Here is a 17,541-nt window from a genome sequence, read left to right on the forward strand (position 1 = left end):
GGGTGAACCACCGCCTGCCGCCATGTCCGCACGCTCTCGACGATCACTTCCGTACGATCCTGAAGAGCCGTATCTCCCGTTCCACCCGCGCCTGGTAGGTCGCGTACGGCGGCCAGAACGCCAGTGCCGACTGCCAGGCCGCCGCCCGCTCCTCGCCCTCCAGCAGCCGGGCCGTGACCGGGAGGTCCTCGCCCTTCCAGCTGACCTCGGCGTCGGGGTGGGCGAGGAGGTTGTGGGTCCAGGACGGGTGGCCGGACCGGCCGAAGTTGGAGCCGATCAGAAGCCAGCCGCGGCCGCCGTCCTCCGGCATGCACGCCAGCGGGGTGCGCCGGGGCAGTCCACTGCGCGCGCCGGTCGAGGTCAGGATCACGCCCGGCAGCATCTGTGCGCTGAGCAGCACCTTTCCGCGGGTGAGGCGGTGGACGGCACGGTCCAGCGCGGGGATGACGTGCGGGGCGACCTTCGCGAAGCCCCGGGTGGAGGACACCCTCTGCACCATGCGCACACCGACGGTGATCACACCGCCACCTCCCTCTCCTCGAAGAGACGCGCCGTTTCCGCGGCGTGCGCCCGCAGGCGGTGCACCGGACCGAACAGCAGTTCGTCACCGGCGGCCCGCTTGAAATACAGGTGAGCCTCGTGCTCCCAGGTGAAACCGATGCCGCCGTGCAGCTGAATGCCCTCGGCGGCGGCGGTCCGCAGCGCCTCCAGGGCCTGCGCGAGGGCGAGGCCGCCCACCCGCTCCCCGTGGCCAGCCGCCCCCCAGGCGGCGTAGTACGCGGCCGAGCGCGCCGCCTGCACCTGGACGTACACGTCGGCCAGCCGGTGCTTCACCGCCTGGAAGGAGCCGATCGCCCGTCCGAACTGTTCACGCCGGCCGACGTACTCCACGGTCCGTTCCAGCGCCCGGTCGGCGGCCCCGACGGCCTCGCAGGCGAGGACGGCGGCGGCGGTGTCGCCGACGGCAGCGAGGGCGGCGAGGACGTCCGCCCGGTCGTCGTCACCGAGCAACGCGGCTTCGGTGTCCCGCAGTTGGAGGCGCGCCCGCGGCCTCGTGGCGTCCACCGCGGTCTGCCGCACGCGCACCAGCCCGGACGCGTCGCCGGGCACGAGGAACAGCAGGGTGCGCGAGCGGGCGAACCCGCCGGTGTGGGCGGCGACGACGAGGAGTGCGGCGCTGTGCCCGTCGAGGACCTGGTCGACCTGCCCGTACAACCGCCACCGCCCGTCGGCGCGCCGGGCCTGCACTCCGCCGGCCCGGCCGCCCCCGGCCCAGTCGCCGCCGTTTGTGCCGGTCAGCGCGAGGGCGGTGGCGAGGCCGGCGCCGGGTACGGCGAGGGCGGCGGTCAGGGTGCCGGCGGCGATCCGGGGCAGCAGCTCGGCGCGCTGGGCGTCGGTGCCGAGGGCGAGCAGGAGCGGGGCGGCGAGGGCGGCGGTGGCCAGCAGCGGGGAGGGGGCCAGGAAGCGACCCGTCTCCTCGCAGGCGAGCGCGAGGTCGGTGACGGGGCAGCCGACACCGCCGTACCGCTCCGGGAGGGCGAGCCCGGGCAGACCGAGCCGGGCGGCCAGGGCGGTCCAGAGGCCGGGGTCGTGCCCGGCGGGACTGTCGACGGCGGCCCGCACCTCCTCCGGTCCGCAGCGTTTGCGCAGCAGCTCGCGGAGGGTGCGGCGGATGTCGTCCTGTTCTGCGGTGAAGCCGGCGTCCATGGGGGCACCCCTCGTTTCCCGATCTGACGGCCCGTCATGTTAGGGCGGGTGCGTACGGATGCCCAGAGGCGGGACGCCTGACGCCCGCACCGAATCTGATATACCGTCAGATTCATGTCATCACCAGGGACCCGGAAAGCAGCCGTCGTCGGTGTGGCGCTCTCTTCCTGCGGCCGCGTGGACGACGCGACCCCGTACACCCTGCACGCCCAGGCGGCCCGCCGCGCCCTCGCCGACGCGGGCCTGGACCGCTCGCTCGTCGACGGCTTCGCGTCGGCGGGCACGGGCACCCTCGCCCCCGTGGAGGTGGCCGAGTACCTGGGCCTGCGCCCCACCTGGGTCGACTCCACCGCCGTGGGCGGCTCCACCTGGGAGGTCATGGCGGCCCACGCGGCGGACGCGATCGCCGCGGGCCACGCCAAGGCCGTCCTCCTCGTCTACGGCTCGACCGCCCGCGCCGACATCAGGGCCGGCCGCCGCACCGGCGACCTCTCCTTCGGCGCGCGCGGCCCGCTCCAGTTCGAGGTGCCCTACGGCCACACCCTCATCGCCAAGTACGCCATGGCCGCCCGCCGTCACATGCTCGAACACGGCACGACGATCGAACAGTTGGCGGAGATCGCGGTCCAGGCCCGGGCGAACGCCGCCCTGAACCCGGAGGCGATGTTCCGCGACCCGATCACCGTGGACGACGTCCTGTCCGGCCCGATGATCGCCGACCCGTTCACCAAGCTGCACTGCTGCATACGGTCCGACGGCGGGGCGGCGGTCCTGCTCGCCGCCGAGGAGTACGTACGGGACTGCCGTACGACCCCCGTGTGGATCCTCGGCACCGGGGAGCACGTCTCCCACGCCGCCATGTCGGAATGGCCCGACTTCACGGTGTCCCCGGCGGCGGTGAGCGGACGGCTCGCCTTCGAACGGGCGGGGGTGCGGCCGGAGGAGATCGACTTCGCGGAGATCTACGACGCCTTCACCTACATGACGCTGGTGACCCTGGAGGACCTCGGCTTCTGCGGGAAGGGCGAGGGCGGGGCGTTCGTGGAGAAGGGGCGGTTGCTGGTGGAGGGCGGTGGGCTGCCGGTGAACACGGACGGGGGTGGACTGTCGGCTCAGCATCCGGGGATGCGGGGGCTGTTTCTGCTGGTGGAGGCGGTACGGCAGCTGCGGGGGGAGGCAGGAGCGCGCCAAGTACGACGGCGGGACGGCGAACTGCCGCGGCTGGCAGTCGCCTCCGGCACGGGGGGCTGGTTCTGTTCGTCGGGGACGGTGGTGCTGGGACGGGGGTGAGGCGGCGCGGGCGCTAGGGCGTGTTTCGAAAGTAGCGTCGTCCGCCCGAAGGGCGGGGCCCGCGGCGTCTGGTGCGGTGCATCGCAAGGCGGAGGGTCGTCCGCGTACTGGGCGTACGCGGACGATCCCGACAACGCGGCGAGGCGCCGTGCCAGGCGTCACGGGCCAGACGGGACTTTCGAAACACGCCCTAGGGGCCGACCGTGACGGACGCCGTGTCGTTGAGCGGGTTCGGGTCGCGGCTGACGGTGCCCAGCTTGGTTGCCTGCTCGGTGTCCTGGAGGGTCACACTCCCCTCCCCCGGCTCGCCGAGGCGCAGGGTGAACTCGAAGGTGCGGGACTTTCCCGGGGCCAGTTCACCCACGTCACAGGTGTACGCGAAGCCGTTCGACTTGCAGTAGGGCTCGTAGGCGCCGTCGTCGTACTCGTCCATGGGCTGCTTGAGCACGCCCACGTCCAAGGGGGGACTGAACACCAGCTGTGTGGAGCGGCCCGGGTTGCCGGGGCCGTCGTTGCGTACGGTCAGGCGCAGGGTGCGCTTGGTGCCGGGGGAGCCGTGCAGATCGGCCCCGGAGACCTCGAAGTCGGCGTGGGTGTCGAGGTGCACGGCACTGGAAATGTTGTTGCCCTCGGCCCAGGTGCCGCCCTTCAGATCAGTCGGCTGAGCCGGAAACGCCTCGAGGGCCGGACCGTCGCCGGAGTCACCGCCCTCGAAGGCCACGCTGTGCGGGCCCGTCCCCGCGTCCAGCGCCCACGCCCCCCGGTAGAAGGTGTCGTACATCTCCGTCTTCGAAGCACGCAGCCGCACGGCCGGACGGATCACGACCGCCTCCCCCGGATCGATCCGCACGTCCGGGAAGCGGCACACGGCACTGCGGGTGCTCATCAGCGTCGGATAGCGGCAGTTGGAGTACCGCTCCCGGAACTCCAGGTTGCCGCGGTCGAACAGCAGCCCCAGGCCTTTGACGGGCATCTCCCCGACGTTGCGGACGACCACCGGGGCGGTCACGTCGGATCCCGGCTGAACATCCTTGAACGTGAGGGTGCGCAGCTGCACGATGGGCGAACCGACGACGACCCGCGTTCGGGCGGTGAGCTTCTTTCCATCCTCGCGGACGTACGTGAGGTGGACGTAGCCCACGTCACCCACCGAGCTGCCCTTCGCGGCGACCGGGACGATCTGCTCCGAGCCGTCCCAGTTGATCGACCTGCTCGCCACATCGCAGGTGACGTGCGTGGTGCTCCCCTTGCAGTCCACGTTGCCGGCCCGCAGCCGGATGGCGTCCTGCGAGCCCCGCGGCACGTCCACGGTCAGCCGGTGGGCTTTCCCGGTCCCGGCCGGCGCACCGCCCTTGACACTGAGGCGGTAGGTCGCCACGTCCTTGGGGCCGGACTTGGCGCCGTACGGGTTGACGTAGAAGGCCTCGGGCGCGGAGATCGACTCATCACTGCCGCTGCACGCGACGAGCGCGCCGAGCAGCAGGGCGAGGGTGAGGAACGCGCCGGGTACGCGTCTCAACGGACGGTGCGGAGGAAGGCGGTCCAGGTGGTGCGGGTTACGGCGAGGGTGGGGCTGTCTGACTCCGGGTTCTTGGAATCGCGGATGTGGACCGCTTCCGGGCGGGGGGCTATTTCGAGGCAGGCTTCGCCTTCGGCGTTGCTGTAGCTCGACTTGAGCCAGGCCAGTTCGGTCGTGTTCACCGTTGTCCCGCCTTCCTCTCGATGCGCTCCACGGACTCCTCTGGGTCGAGCGCCTGGGCACGCAGCATCCCGAAGAGGTCGACCAGATCACTCACCTGCTCCGGCTTGTGGATCAACCTACCGCCGCCCTGCGCGTCCGCGTATACCAGATTGCGCCCCTCCTCCGAGATCATCAGCTGCATCGGTCCCACCAGCCCCGCATGGACGCGCCTCGCGGTCGGCATCACCTGGATCGTCAGTGCGCTGCGGCGCGCCCGAGGTCGGTGAGTTCATGGACGCGGAGCTGCAGCACGGCGTGCTGATGGCGCAGCTCTGTCAGAGCGCGGAGTGATACTCGGGGCATGGGAACGGATCTTCACGAGCTGCTGAGGTCACTGCGGGTGTGGGACCCGGAGGTGACCGAGCTGCCACCGCTCGACCCGGCCGCCGCGCCCGCCGAGCCCCTCGCCCTGTTCACGGCGTGGTTCGCGGAGGTGGTGGCGGCCGGACAGACCGAGCCGCACACCATGTCGCTGGCGACCTCCGACGAGGAGGGCCGCCCGGACGTACGGACCGTGATGCTGCACGGCGCCGACGCGGACGGCTGGGCCTTCGCGACGCACGCGAGCAGCCGCAAGGGCCGCCAGCTCGCCGCCCGCCCGTATGCCGCGCTCGGCTTCTACTGGCCCGCCCAGGGCCGCCAGGTGCGCGTGCGCGGCCCGGTCGCCGTCGCCCCGCCCGCCGCGGCGCGGGCCGACCTGCACGCCCGCTCCACCGGCGCCCTGGCCGCCGCGCTGACCGGGCGGCAGAGCGAAGTCCTGGGGTCGGTGGAGGAGTTGAGGCGGGCCTCGGAGGACGCCTGGGAGCTGGCCCGGCGTGAACCGGACACCGAATCCCCGACCTGGACGCTCTACCGTCTGCGTCCGGAGGAGGTGGAGTTCTTCCAGGGGGACGAGCGGCGGCGGCATGTGCGGCTGCGGTACCGGCGGGAGGACGGGGGCACGGGCTGGGTCAGGGAGCTGCTGTGGCCCTAGGGCCACGTCCGGCCCTCACCCCTCGAAGTCGTACACCGCGAAGTCCCGCACCGGCTCGTACCCGATCCGCTGGTAGAGGCCGTTGCTGGTCGGGTTCGCGAGGTCGGTGAAGAGCAGCACCTCACCGGCGCCCCCTGTCTGCGCGACCCGGCTGACCTCGGCCGTCACGGCGCCCGCGTAACCCCGGCCGCGCAGTGGCGCCGGGGTGTAGACGGGGGCCACGCGCACCTGGCCGGCGACCCGCGGGGTCACGCCCGCCAGAGAGACGGGGGTGCCGTCGGGGGTCTCCCAGAGGGTGAGGCCGTCGTGGGCGAGGCGGGCGTCCACCCAGGCGCCCGGGTCGCGCTGGGGCTCCGCGCCGACCGACTCGGCGAACTCGACGTGCCGGCGGGCGAGGTGGTCGCGGTCGCGGGCCGTGGCGATCCTGGCGCGGCCGGGCGGGGCGGGCCTCGGGGGCGTGAGGGTGCCGAGGCGGTAGAGGCGTTTGCTCTGATGGAGCATGGCGGTGGCGCCGGTGGCGTGCTGCCACGCCTCCGTGAAGGCGGCTGCGGTGGCCTGGTCCGCGGAGACGCCGGGTAGTGCCGGGTGGCCGGCCCCTGCGAACCACCGCGCGAGTGTCCCGGCCTGCTCTTTCGTGAGCGGGGTGAGGGTCAGGCGTTGCGGTGGCGTGCGGAAGAACGCGGCCCCGACCTCCCCCTTCTCCCCCTCCAGGACGCCGAAGACGGGTGCTTCGTCCCCGTAGACGTACGGTCCCCGCGTGCGCAGTGCCTCGGTCACCGTCAGGAAGACCGTGTGCAGGGCGGGCCGTGCGTGCAGGAAGGTTCCGGCGCGGTCGAGGAAGGCGTCCACGCCGTCGACGTACCGCCATGTGTGTCCCGTCATGACAGTTCCGCCTCCGGGTCGGTCGACAGGCGGGCGTGCAGGTGCGTGTCGCGGAAGGCGTCGTGGCGGCCCTCGTCGAACGTCGCGCCCCGCAGCGTGCCCTCGTAGCGGAAGCCGCACCGCTCGGCGATCCGGCAGGAGGCGTCGTGGCCCAGGACGTGGCCGAGTTCCAGTCGGTGCAGGTCGAGGTCGGTGTGGGCCCAGTGGGCGGCGAGGGCGAGGGCGCGGGTGGCGATGCCCTGGCCGCGGGCCTCGGGCAGGACCCAGTAGCCGACCCGGGCGGAGCGGAAGGTGGGGTTGATCGCGTTGACGCCGACGTGCCCCAGCGTCGTACCGCTCGCCGCGTCCGTGATGCGGAACGACGCGCTGGTGCCGTCCGCCGCGTACGCCTCCTTGGCCCGCAGCGAGGCCCGGGCGCTGTCGAGGTCCGTGACGAACCTGAGCGGGGTGTTCCAGCGCCGGAACTCCGGGTCGGACATGCCGCGCAGCCAGGCCGCGACGTCGGCGGCGTACGCCGCGCGCCAGTGGGTCAGGCGCAGTCCGTGGCCTTGGAGTTCGGGAAGGGGGGAGCCGAGGGGGCGCTCGCTTATGTGGGTCATCGAGCCATTGAAGCCGGTGGGCCGGGGCGTCGGCAGCTCGTCAATCGACCTTTGAGCCCCTGATGGGCCTTTAAACCTAATGGATTGGGCATGTAAACCTACTTAATGGGCCTTCGAGCGTCTGGTCCGGAACACCGGCACCCCATCCCGGAAGGCGACCTCCAGCTCCGTCCCCGCCCGCAGTTCACTCTCCCCGCACTCCACGACCTCGGTCATCATCCGCGGGCCCTCGGCGAGGTCGACGACGGCGGCGACGTACGGTGTGCGCTCCCTGAAGGGCGGGAGGTCGTTGCGGTGGACGACGGACCAGGTGTAGAGCGTGGCCCGGCCGCTCGCCTCATGCCAGGTGACGTCGTCGCTCCAGCAGTGCGGGCAGAACTCGCGGGGGTAGTGGTGGGCCCGCGCGCACGCCCCGCAGCGGCGGATCAGCAGGCGCCCCTGTGCGGCCGCCTCCCAGTAGGTGCGCGTGAAGGCGTCCGGCTCGGGGAGGTCGTAGGGCGGGGCGCCGCTCACTGGAACCAACCCCGCGTCATTGGAACCATCCCCTCGTCACTGGAGCCATCCCCGCGTCATTGGAACCATCCGAGCGCTCCGTCCAGTGACCACGTCTGCCACGACATCCCGAACAGGGCCACCACCGAGATCAGCCCCATCATCGAGTTCTGCCCCTGCTCGGCCCAGTCATGGATCATGAGGATGAAGTAGAGAGCGTTGAGCAGCAGCCCGCCGACCAGGGCGACGGGGGTCAGGAAGCCCGCGATCAGGCCGAGGCCCAGGGCGAGTTCCGCGTAGACGACGACGTATGCCATCGTGCGTGGTCTGGGCGCGACCACGGTCTCGAAGCCGGAGCGGACCGCGTGCCATCGGTGCTTCGCCGCGACGCCCGCCGCCCACTCGATCCCGGTACCGCGCTCGAACCAGTCCTTGCGGTCCTTGTGCCGCCAGCTCTCCAGCCACCACAGCCCGAGCCCGATCCGCAGTACCGCCAGCCATTCCGCCCCGCTGAGCCAGATCGTGTCCATGTCCCGGATCCACTCTCCCGCCGACGCGTGCCACGCCACCGCCATCTGACGGTATGTCAGTTCAGCGGACGGCCGATGCTTCCGCAAGACGTCGGCCGAAGGGATCCCCGAAAAATCCTGTGCGGTCGCCCTGAAGCTGTGCGTCAACGATGAATGCCGCGAAATTGTTGACGATTTCGTTGGCACCCAATTACGTTCGCAAGCGCAAGGCGAGATACCGAGCAGCCGCTGACAGTGGAAGAGGCATCAAGGTGAAGCACAGGGCAGTGAAGCGCAGGACGGTCGTCATGGGCATCGGCGCGACCGCAGGTGTCGCAGCAGTCGGTGGCATCGCTCTGACCGCCCAGGCGTCGGACGACACCTCATCGAACTCGTCGGACTCCCTGGCCTTCGACCCGGACGGCTACACCGAGCTCACGACCACCATCACGGACGCCGACGGCACCGACCACAGCGTGACGTACCACTTCTGGAAGGCGATCACGTACGTCGCCAAGCCGGTCGACGCCACCTACCAGTCGCTGAACGTCAGCGTGCCGGTCGAGATCGACGGTACGGCCGTGGACGCCACCAACGCGCCGATCGTGTTCGCCAACTCGGTCGGCGGTTACATGCCGTCGACCGTGGCCGAGGCCACCGGCGTCGGCGGTGGCGAGATGACCGGCGCGCCCACCGGCGGCACCAGCGCGAGCGCCTCCCCCAGCGCCTCGGCCTCCAGCAGCACCGGCACGGGCGAGGTGCAGTCCGGCGGCAACGCGATGGTCAACGGCATGGGCGCGATGGTCAACCTCGGCAAGCTGGGCCTGGCGGCGGGTTACGTCGTCGTGGAGCCGGGCGCCCGCGGCCGCACCCTGAAGAACTCCGCCGGCGAGTACTACGGCGTCGCCCCGGCCGCGATCGTCGACCTCAAGGCCGCCGTCCGGTACGTGCGCGCCAACAAGGGCCGCATCCCCGGCAACACCGACCGGATCTTCTCCACCGGCACCAGCGCGGGCGGCGCCCTGTCCTCGCTGCTCGGCGCGTCCGGCGACAGCCCGATCTACGACAAGTACCTCAAGGAGCTCGGCGCGGCCGACGCGTCCGACGCGATCTTCGCGACCGGCGCCTGGTGCCCGATCACCGACCTCGAACACGCCGACGGCGCCTACGAGTGGAACTGGGGCACGAACGTCACGGCGAGCACCAGCAAGGTCGTCGACCAGACGGTGTCGAAGGAGCTGCAGTCGCAGTTCGCCGAGTACCAGGCCTCCCTGAAGCTGCGCGGCCTGAACGGCTTCGGCCCGCTCAACGCCCGCAACTACGACGAGTACCTGGTCAAGCAGTACCTGGAGCCGTCGGCCACCACCTACCTCGCAGCCCTGTCGGACGCCGACCGCGCCACCTACCTGGCCGCGAACACCTTCATCACCTGGTCCGGCGGCAAGGCCACCTTCTCCTGGGCCGACTTCCTCACCCACGTGGGCGCCCGCAAGAAGACCACGCCGGCCTTCGACGCCTTCGACCTGTCGGCGGGCGAAAACAATGAGTTCGGCAAGGGCACCACCATTGCCCGCCACTTCACGGCGTACAGCCTGAAGAATGACACCACGGGCGTCACCAGCAAGCGGCTCGACAGCGACATCCCGGAGATGCTGCGGCTGATGAACCCGATGTACCACCTGGTCGAGAAGGCCAACCCGAACCGCAGCAAGCACTGGTGGATCCGCCTCGGCACCAAGGACTCCGACACCTCGCTGACGGTGGCAGCCAACATCGCCGCCGCCGCGAACGGCCTCGGCGACGACGTCAGCCACCTCTACTACTGGGACGAGGGCCACGGCTCGAACACCGACCCGGGCGACTTCATCAAGTGGATCGCCAAGGTGGCGGGTACCGGCAAGAAGCGCGGCAAGTAGCCGGTAGACGGCAGGCGGTTCCCGCCTGCCTCCCCTGAGCGCGGCGTCCGATCTTCCCGTCTGTCTGATCGGGCGCCGCTTACCCGCGACGCCGGGCCCACACGCACCTGGGCCCGGCGTCGCGAGCTTTCCGCCCACACCCCGTCTCCACCATCGGGCGGCCTACGCCACAAGCCCCACCCACCCCTCCTACAGGCGTGATCAATCCGCAACCAATTCCGGTCTTGACCGAGACCCATCAACCCCCTGCGTGATTACGCTCGCGCTCATGGCCGACTCCACCGACTCCACTGCCAGCGCCGACTCCACCGACAGCGCGGACTCCGCCAGCGCGGACTCCGCACCGGCCGCGACCCCCGCGGCGGACCAGGCGGCGGTCCCCACCGACCGCCCCGTGTACGTCGTCGGCGGCGGCCCGGGTGGCCTCGCCGCCGCATACGCGCTGCGCGCCCAGGGCCTGCGCGCCGTCGTCCTGGAGAAGTCCGACCGGGTCGGGGCGTCCTGGCGGCGCCACTACGACCGGCTGCACCTGCACACCACCCGGCGCCTGTCCGCCCTGCCGGGGCTGCCGATGCCGCGCCGGTTCGGGCGCTGGGTGTCGCGCGACAACGTGGTGCGCTACCTGGAGAAGTACGCCGAGCACCACGAGCTGGAGATCGTCACCGGAGTCGAGGTCTCCCGCATCGAGCGCTCGCCCGACGGCACCGGCTGGCTGCTGCACGCCACCGGCGGCCGCGAGCTGACCGGCGCCGCGGTGGTCGTCGCCACCGGCTACAACCACACGCCCCGCGTCCCCGACTGGCCGGGCCGCGACACCTACACCGGCGAGCTCCTGCACGCCGGCGAGTACCGCAACGCCAAGCCCTACGCCGGCCGGGACGTCCTCGTCGTCGGGGTCGGCAACACCGGCGCCGAGATCGCCGTTGACCTGGTGGAGGGCGGGGCGTCGCGGGTGCGGCTGTCCGTCCGCACGGCCCCGCACATCGTGCGCCGCTCCACCGCCGGATGGGCCGCGCAGTACACGGGCGTGCTGGTACGGCGCCTGCCGGTCGGGCTCGTCGACCGGCTGGCGAAGCCGATGGCCAGGCTCAGCGTGCCGGACCTGTCGGCCCACGGGCTGCCCCGCCCCGACACCGGCCTCTACAGCCGGGTCACCGCGGGGGCGATCCCGGTCCAGGACGTCGGCCTCATCGACGCCGTACGCAAGGGACAGGTCGAGATCGTGGCCGCCGTCGACGGCTTCGAGGACGGCAAGGTCGCCCTCGCCGACGGCAGCCGGGTCTCGCCGGACGCCGTCGTCGCCGCCACCGGCTACGTCCGCGCCCTCGAAGACCTGGTCGGTCACCTCGACGTGCTCGACGCCCGCGGCAAGCCGGTCGTCCACGGCGCCCGCTGCCCTGCCAACGCCCCAGGCCTCTTTTTCAGCGGCTACGTCAATCCCATCAGCGGCATGTTCCGCGAACTGTCGATCGACGCGGTGAAGATCGCGAAGGCGATCTTCAGGGACACCGGACGACAGGTCTCGCGACTCCCCTCCTGACGAGGATCTCCGAAGTTCCCTCTGACGTAGCCCCTCCCTGGGCCGTAACCGAAACCCGCCCGTAGCGAGAACCCGTGCAGGACGGGCGGCCGAGAGCACCTCTCAAGACGACCGGGCGCCAAGAATCGATATCGCGATGACCTGGAACGTGGTGGCCGAACCCCACGACGTATCGGGGCGGAGGCTGCTGAAAATCCCGTTCGGTCCGCTCGCTGTCAGTGCCACCCCATAATCTCTGCGCCAGATGGATGACCCCGGCGGTACGCCACATACCCCGGGGTCTGGCCAGTCACGGAGGGACTGACATGACTGAGCTTATGCGCGACCCCAACCCCGCCACGACAGGGACGGAGATCATCGCCCTTGCCTACAAGCGGGCCTCTACGGAGGAGCAACTCAAGGGCTACGGGCTCGACGTCCAGGACGATGAACTGCGCGCCTGGGAGGCCGAAGACACCAGGCACACCATCCTGGAGGCCTTCTCCGACGACGGTGTCAGCGGCAGTCTGGATCGCCGCCCGGCCATGCTCCGCCTGGAAGAGCGGGCCCTGGAAGGCAAAGCAAACCGCATCGTGGTCCCGAAGGTGGACCGCGTAGGCCGTACGGCCCGCGCTGCCTTCAACTGGGCCTGGCGCATGCAGGACATCGGCGTCCACTTCATCTCCGTTGAGGAGCGCATCGACACCAGCACCGAGCTGGGCTGGACCATGTTCCAGCAGTACGTGTTCTTCTCCGAGATGGAGTGGAACCGCATCCGCCAGCGGACGCTGGACGGCCGGAACAAGAAAGTCGAGTACGGCGGATGGCCCGCTGGCCCAGCCCCGTACGGCTACCGGATCGAAGGCAAGGGCCGGAAGGGCTCCTTCCTCGTCGTCTGTGAGGTCGAGGCCCGCGTCATTCTCAAAGCGGTAGCCCTGCTTGTCGACGACAAGAAGAGCTACGAGGGGGTTGCAGACGAGCTGAACCGGCTGGAGATGTACACCCGCAGCGGCAAGCCGTGGACGGCCACCAACCTCTACCAGCGCATGCACTCGGAGACCTTCGATGGCTACACCACTTACCGCAAGGCCAACCGCGGCCACCGCAAGAAGGCCACAAAGCTCTACGAGGACGGCACACTGGTCTACGGCGAGCCCGTACGTATCGCCGTACCGCAGCTCCTCACCCCCGACCGGGCCGAGGAGCTGAAGGCGGTACTCAAGAAGCGGTCCATCAACAAGCCCCGTAAGCCCGCTCGGATCTACGCCCTCAGCGGCCACATTGCCAGCGACTGCGGACAGGTCTACGTCGGAGGAGGGCGGACGGGGCAGCGTGCCTACCGCTGTCAGGGCAACAGCTCTGACAAGTCGGGCTGCGGTTGCACGAGCCTGGATGCGACCGAGATCGAAAACGCTGTCTGGTCCAAGGTGACCGAGCTCCTTGCGGACGAGGCCCGCCTGAGGGCTCTCGCAGACCGCGAGGTCGTCTCTCTCCCTGGCGACCCAGCCAAGTACCTGGTGCGCCAGGAGCGCCTGGCCACAAGCATCGAGAAGCAAGAGAAGCTGATCGAGGACGCCGTACCTGAGTACATCAAGGCAGGCATGGAGCCAGCCGTGGCTGCGGCAGCGGTCAAGAAGCTGCGGGAGGAAGCCGAGGGCTGGATGAAGCAGCTCGAAGAGGTGCAGCACTGGCTGTCCGTGTATGAGCAGACACGGGCCAGGGCGAACGCCATCATCTTGCTCGCCCGCTCCTCCCGGGAACGGCTGGCGAACTTGGATGCGGCCGAGAAGGCCGAGATCTTCGACATGTTCCGCATCGCCGTGCTCCCCGAGAAGGGTCGCTTCGTCAAGCGGTCCGGATCCCGCTGCACGGTCACTACCTGGCACCACGAAACCGGCACGCTCGTGCCGCCCGACGTCAGCAAGACACGGTGGGAGGCAGCACGGGAAGTCATCGCTCAGTACCACGGCCCCCGGCACTTCTCGATGACCAGCCTAGACCTGCGGCAAGCCCTGAACGGGATGCTCCATCGCCTTCGCCACGGGGCGGAGTGGTCCGAGATTGAGTCCTGGGGTCACGCAGAGGCGATCCGCCGACGGCAGGGAGTCTGGTTCCGCAGCGGCGCGTGGCAGGCCCTCATGAAGCATCTGACCACCGACGAGCGGGGGACCGTGGCGTACCGCCACCCGACCATTCCGCGCCTGCATGTGGTGGGTGAGATCCGTTCGGGTGTCCTGGCCTTGATCGGAGCCACGGAGGATGGCCTCACGGAACTTACAGATGGTGGATCAGGCAACCCCATCAGCGGGATGCTCCGCGAACTGTCGATCGACGCGGAGAAGATCGCGAAGGCCGTCGGCAAGAGCAAGGTGGCGTAAGAATCCTCAACTCTCTTACATACGCGCTCTGTTATGCGCAGCCGGGTGGGCAGCCGAAGGGCTACGCCACCCACTTCGGCGACAAGGCCAAGTCCCCGACCGCCTTCGTGCTGCAGCGCTGGGACAACGAGGGCTTCTCGCGCGGCGGTCCGGTCGCGCACGCCCCACCGGGTGTGCTGACGGAGTACAGGGCCGCCCTGCGCAAGCCGCTCGGCTGGATCCACTGGGCGGGGACGGAGACGGCCGGGTACTGGAACGGGTACACGGACGATGCGGTGCGGTCCGGGAAGCGGGTCGCCAAGGAGGTACTCACGGCGCCGTAAGGCAGGGCATCTGCTTCTTTGCGTGCACAGCGGTTCCTGACGCTCTGTCAGTTCAGTAATCTGACAGAGCGTCAGTTAATTGTGCTGTCACACAGGAGCGGGCGGACCGATGCTTGGATCAACCCACGGCACCCTCACCACCGACTCCCGCCGGGCCCGGGTCATCGCCTGCGGTGAGCAACCCGGACCCGCCGTCCACGGCCGGCCGGCCGACGTCGACGATCTCGACGTCAGCGGGCGGCCGTTGTACGCAGGCGTGCCCGACCTCGACCGGTTCTTCCGGCCCGAGTCCGTCGCAGTGATCGGCGCCTCGGACGCCGAGGGGCGGCCGAACACCGGAATCACCCGGCAGCTGATCGCCTGGGCCGGACGGGTCGAGGCGCGCCTGCACCCCGTCCATCCCACCCGCACGGCCGTCTTCGGCATCCCCTGCTGTCCGTCCGTGGCCGAGCTGCCCGAGCAGGTCGATCTCGCCGTACTGCTGGTCGCCGATCCGCTGCCCGTGATCGAGGAACTCGCCGAGGCCAAGGTGAAGTTCGCGGTCGCGTTCGCCTCCGGGTTCGCGGAGACCGGCGAGGAGGGGGCCCTCGCGCAGGCGCGACTGGCGGCAGCTGTGGGCCGGTCCGGGCTTCGCCTCCTCGGGCCGAACACCAATCTCAACGCCTTCGAGCAGTTCCGGGAGGACCTGGACGGGCCCGCGATCGCCCTCATCACCCAGTCCGGGCACCAGGGCCGCCCCGTCTTCGCACTCCAGGAGCTCGGCATCCGACTCTCGCACTGGGCACCCACCGGCAACGAGGCCGATCTGGAGACCGCCGACTTCATCTCCTACTTCGCCGAGCGGCCCGAGGTCGGGGCCATCGCCTGCTACGTGGAGGGCCTGAAGGACGGCCGCTCCTTCCTCCTCGCCGCCGACCGGGCCGCCCGCCGCAAGGTGCCCGTCGTCGCGGTGAAGGTGGGCCGCACCGAGACCGGTGCCCGCACGGCCGCCTCGCACACCGGCAAGCTGACCGGCGCGGACACGGTGGTCGACGCGGCGATGCGGCAGTACGGGGTGATCCGCGTCGACGGGCTCGACGAACTCCAGGACACCGCAGCGCTGTTGGCCCGGGCGCGGGCTCCGCTCGCCGACGGGGTCGTCGTGTGCTCCATCTCCGGCGGTACGGGCGCGCACTTCGCCGACCTGGCGAGTGAGGCCGGGCTGCGGCTGCCGGTACTGTCGGAGGCCAAGCAGGCCGAGCTGCACGAGTGGATACCGCCATATCTGAGCGTGGCCAATCCCGTCGACAACGGCGGTCATCCGGTGGGCGACTGGCGCGGCCGGAAGATCATCGACGCGATTCTCGACGATCCGGAGGTGGGGGTGCTGGTCTGCCCCATCACGGGGCCCTTTCCGCCGCTCAGCGACAAGCTCGTGCAGGACCTGGTGGAAGCGGCCGAGCGGACGGACAAGCTGGTGTGCGTGGTGTGGGGGTCGCCGGTAGGCACCGAGCCGGCGTACCGCGAGGTACTGCTCGGCTCGTCCCGGGTGGCGACCTTCCGCACGGTCGGCAACTGCATCACCGCCGTCCGCGCCTACCTCGACCACCATCGCTTCGTCCGCGCCTACCGCTCCCCCTTCGACGAGGCCCCGCGCACCGTCTCCCCCTCCTTCCGCAAGGCGCAGGCCCTGATGCGACCCGGCCAGCAGCTGAGCGAGCACGCGGCGAAGCAGCTGCTGCGGGCGTACGGCATCCGGGTGCCGCGCGAGCAGCTGGTGACCAGCGCGGCGGCCGCCGTACGGGCGGCGGGCCTGGTGGGCTACCCCGTGGTGATGAAGGCGTCCGGCGCGCAGATCGCGCACAAGACCGAGTTGGGCCTGGTGAAGATCGGGCTGACTTCGGCCAGTCAAGTCCGCGATTCCTACCGGGAGTTGACCGACATCGCCCGCCATGAGGACGTCACGCTGGACGGTGTCCTGGTGTGCCAGATGGTCGAGCGGGGCGTCGAGATGGTCGTCGGGGTCACGCACGACCAGCTCTTCGGGCCGACGGTGACCGTCGGGCTCGGCGGGGTGCTGGTGGAGGTGCTGCGGGACGCGGCGGTGCGGGTTCCGCCTTTCGGCGAGGACCAGGCGCGGGACATGCTCGCGGAGTTGCGGGGGCGGGCGCTGCTCAACGGGGTGCGGGGACGGCCGCCCGCCGATCTCGACGCGCTCGTGGAGGTCGTACTGCGGGTACAGCGCATGGCGCTCGAACTTGGCGACGTGCTCTCGGAGTTGGACATCAATCCGCTGATGGTGCTGCCCCGGGGGCAGGGCGCGGTGGCGCTGGACGCGCTGGCGGTGTGCCGCTGACATGGAGGAGAACTGGGTTCTGCACACGGTCGAGGGGCATGTCTCGCGCATCGTTCTGAACCGCCCCGAGGCGCTCAACGCCCTCACGCCCGGGCAGCGCGAGCGGGTCATCGGGCTGCTCGGCGATGCCTCCGCCGACCCTGACGTACGGGCCGTCGTCATCACGGGTACCGGGCGGGGCTTCTGCTCGGGTGCGGACCTGCGGGGAGCCGCCACGGCGGGTGAGCGGGTCGCCGGTGACGTGGCTCGTACGATCCGCCTCGGCGCCCAGCGGCTGACCGGCGCCGTACTCGACTGCGAGAAGCCGGTGATCGCCGCCGTGAACGGTACGGCGGCGGGGCTCGGCGCGCATCTCGCGCTCGCCTGCGATCTCGTACTGGCCGCGGAGTCCGCCAGGTTCATCGAGGTGTTCGTACGGCGGGGGCTTGTGCCGGACGGCGGGGGTGCGTATCTGCTGCCCCGGCTGGTCGGGCCGCAACGGGCGAAGGAGCTGATGTTCTTCGGGGACGCGGTGAGCGCCGTGGACGCGGAACGGCTCGGGCTCGTCAACCGGGTCGTACCGGACGAGGAGTTGGACAAGACGTCCCGCGCATGGGCTGAACGCCTCGCCACCGGCCCGACCCGCGCCCTCACCCTCACCAAGCAGCTCGTCAACGCCTCCCTCGACACCGACCGCGCCACCGCCTTCGCGGCGGAGGCCGCCGCGCAGGAGATCAACATGACGGCGGAGGACGCGCGGGAGGGGGTGACGGCGTTCGTGGAGCGCAGGAGTCCCGAGTTCAGGGGCCGGTAGTTCAGGGCCGGCAGTCCAGGGGCCCGTAGTTCAGGGGCCCGCAGTTCAGGGGCCGGCGACCCTTCCAATCTGACGAACCGTCAG

At 70.6% G+C, this 17,541-nt stretch carries 17 protein-coding genes; 8 read left to right on the forward strand and 9 right to left on the reverse strand.

Features of this window, described 5'->3' with window-relative positions; translation table 11 throughout:
* Positions 1 to 43: 43 nt before the first annotated feature.
* Both ABT114_RS21960 and ABT114_RS21965 read right to left on the reverse strand, forming a co-directional pair.
* Positions 44 to 499 (reverse strand): nitroreductase family deazaflavin-dependent oxidoreductase, encoded by a 456-nt coding sequence (locus ABT114_RS21960; RefSeq protein ID WP_351144542.1) that lies wholly within the window; start codon positions 497 to 499, stop codon positions 44 to 46.
* A 17-nt stretch (positions 500 to 516) separates the two neighbouring features.
* On the reverse strand, positions 517 to 1,707 hold the full coding sequence (locus tag ABT114_RS21965) for an acyl-CoA dehydrogenase family protein (RefSeq protein ID WP_351144488.1): 1,191 nt from the start codon (positions 1,705 to 1,707) through the stop codon (positions 517 to 519).
* Between the two features lie 114 nt (positions 1,708 to 1,821).
* Between ABT114_RS21965 and ABT114_RS21970 the strand changes: the two genes are divergently transcribed.
* Positions 1,822 to 2,997, forward strand: coding sequence for a thiolase C-terminal domain-containing protein (locus ABT114_RS21970; protein ID WP_351144489.1), 1,176 nt, complete (start codon positions 1,822 to 1,824; stop codon positions 2,995 to 2,997).
* 190 nt (positions 2,998 to 3,187) lie between these two features.
* On the opposite strand, the gene ABT114_RS21975 is transcribed toward ABT114_RS21970, so the two are convergent.
* From ABT114_RS21975 to ABT114_RS21985, 3 genes are read right to left on the reverse strand one after another with little or no spacing between them, the layout of a single operon-like run.
* Positions 3,188 to 4,516, reverse strand: a complete 1,329-nt coding sequence (locus tag ABT114_RS21975; protein ID WP_351144490.1) for a hypothetical protein — start codon at positions 4,514 to 4,516, stop codon at positions 3,188 to 3,190.
* A complete protein-coding gene (locus tag ABT114_RS21980) occupies positions 4,513 to 4,698 on the reverse strand; it encodes a DUF397 domain-containing protein (protein WP_351144491.1) in 186 nt (61 codons plus the stop codon). Before ABT114_RS21980 ends, ABT114_RS21975 begins: the two co-directional genes overlap by 4 nt.
* Positions 4,695 to 4,922: a Scr1 family TA system antitoxin-like transcriptional regulator gene (locus ABT114_RS21985; RefSeq protein ID WP_351144492.1), complete on the reverse strand. Its 228-nt coding sequence runs from the start codon at positions 4,920 to 4,922 to the stop codon at positions 4,695 to 4,697. The genes ABT114_RS21980 and ABT114_RS21985 overlap by 4 nt, the downstream gene beginning before the upstream one ends.
* A 117-nt stretch (positions 4,923 to 5,039) precedes the next feature.
* Between ABT114_RS21985 and ABT114_RS21990 the strand changes: the two genes are divergently transcribed.
* A complete protein-coding gene (locus ABT114_RS21990; RefSeq protein ID WP_351144493.1) occupies positions 5,040 to 5,711 on the forward strand; it encodes a pyridoxine/pyridoxamine 5'-phosphate oxidase in 672 nt (223 codons plus the stop codon).
* Positions 5,712 to 5,726: 15 nt separating this feature from the next.
* On the opposite strand, the gene ABT114_RS21995 is transcribed toward ABT114_RS21990, so the two are convergent.
* The 4 genes from ABT114_RS21995 to ABT114_RS22010 all read right to left on the reverse strand — a co-directional run bounded on the left by ABT114_RS21995 (position 5,727) and on the right by ABT114_RS22010 (position 8,214).
* The gene (locus tag ABT114_RS21995; RefSeq protein ID WP_351144494.1) at positions 5,727 to 6,593 is read right to left on the reverse strand and encodes a GNAT family N-acetyltransferase; all 867 of its coding nucleotides are present in this window, start codon (positions 6,591 to 6,593) and stop codon (positions 5,727 to 5,729) included.
* Complete coding sequence (locus ABT114_RS22000) at positions 6,590 to 7,192, reverse strand: GNAT family N-acetyltransferase (RefSeq protein WP_351144495.1); 603 nt, start codon at positions 7,190 to 7,192, stop codon at positions 6,590 to 6,592. Before ABT114_RS22000 ends, ABT114_RS21995 begins: the two co-directional genes overlap by 4 nt.
* A 102-nt stretch (positions 7,193 to 7,294) precedes the next feature.
* On the reverse strand, positions 7,295 to 7,705 hold the full coding sequence (locus ABT114_RS22005; protein ID WP_351144496.1) for a Zn-ribbon domain-containing OB-fold protein: 411 nt from the start codon (positions 7,703 to 7,705) through the stop codon (positions 7,295 to 7,297).
* Positions 7,706 to 7,761: 56 nt separating this feature from the next.
* Positions 7,762 to 8,214, reverse strand: a complete 453-nt coding sequence (locus ABT114_RS22010) for a DoxX family protein (protein WP_351144497.1) — start codon at positions 8,212 to 8,214, stop codon at positions 7,762 to 7,764.
* Positions 8,215 to 8,501: 287 nt separating this feature from the next.
* On the opposite strand from ABT114_RS22010, the gene ABT114_RS22015 reads away from it, so the two are divergent.
* The 6 genes from ABT114_RS22015 to ABT114_RS22040 all read left to right on the forward strand — a co-directional run bounded on the left by ABT114_RS22015 (position 8,502) and on the right by ABT114_RS22040 (position 17,457).
* Complete coding sequence (locus ABT114_RS22015; protein ID WP_351144543.1) at positions 8,502 to 10,109, forward strand: subtype B tannase; 1,608 nt, start codon at positions 8,502 to 8,504, stop codon at positions 10,107 to 10,109.
* Positions 10,110 to 10,377: 268 nt separating this feature from the next.
* Positions 10,378 to 11,649, forward strand: coding sequence for a flavin-containing monooxygenase (locus ABT114_RS22020; RefSeq protein WP_351144498.1), 1,272 nt, complete (start codon positions 10,378 to 10,380; stop codon positions 11,647 to 11,649).
* Positions 11,650 to 11,954: 305 nt separating this feature from the next.
* Complete coding sequence (locus ABT114_RS22025; protein WP_351144499.1) at positions 11,955 to 14,006, forward strand: recombinase family protein; 2,052 nt, start codon at positions 11,955 to 11,957, stop codon at positions 14,004 to 14,006.
* A gap of 2 nt (positions 14,007 to 14,008) precedes the next feature.
* On the forward strand, positions 14,009 to 14,329 hold the full coding sequence (locus ABT114_RS22030; RefSeq protein WP_351144544.1) for an FAD-dependent oxidoreductase: 321 nt from the start codon (positions 14,009 to 14,011) through the stop codon (positions 14,327 to 14,329).
* Between the two features lie 109 nt (positions 14,330 to 14,438).
* A complete protein-coding gene (locus ABT114_RS22035) occupies positions 14,439 to 16,664 on the forward strand; it encodes an acetate--CoA ligase family protein (RefSeq protein WP_351144500.1) in 2,226 nt (741 codons plus the stop codon).
* A 1-nt stretch (position 16,665) separates the two neighbouring features.
* Positions 16,666 to 17,457, forward strand: coding sequence for an enoyl-CoA hydratase/isomerase family protein (locus ABT114_RS22040; RefSeq protein WP_351144501.1), 792 nt, complete (start codon positions 16,666 to 16,668; stop codon positions 17,455 to 17,457).
* Positions 17,458 to 17,541 lie beyond the last annotated feature (84 nt).

The sequence above is a fragment of the Streptomyces sp. NPDC002088 genome, assembly GCF_040296605.1.
Classification (GTDB): domain Bacteria; phylum Actinomycetota; class Actinomycetes; order Streptomycetales; family Streptomycetaceae; genus Streptomyces.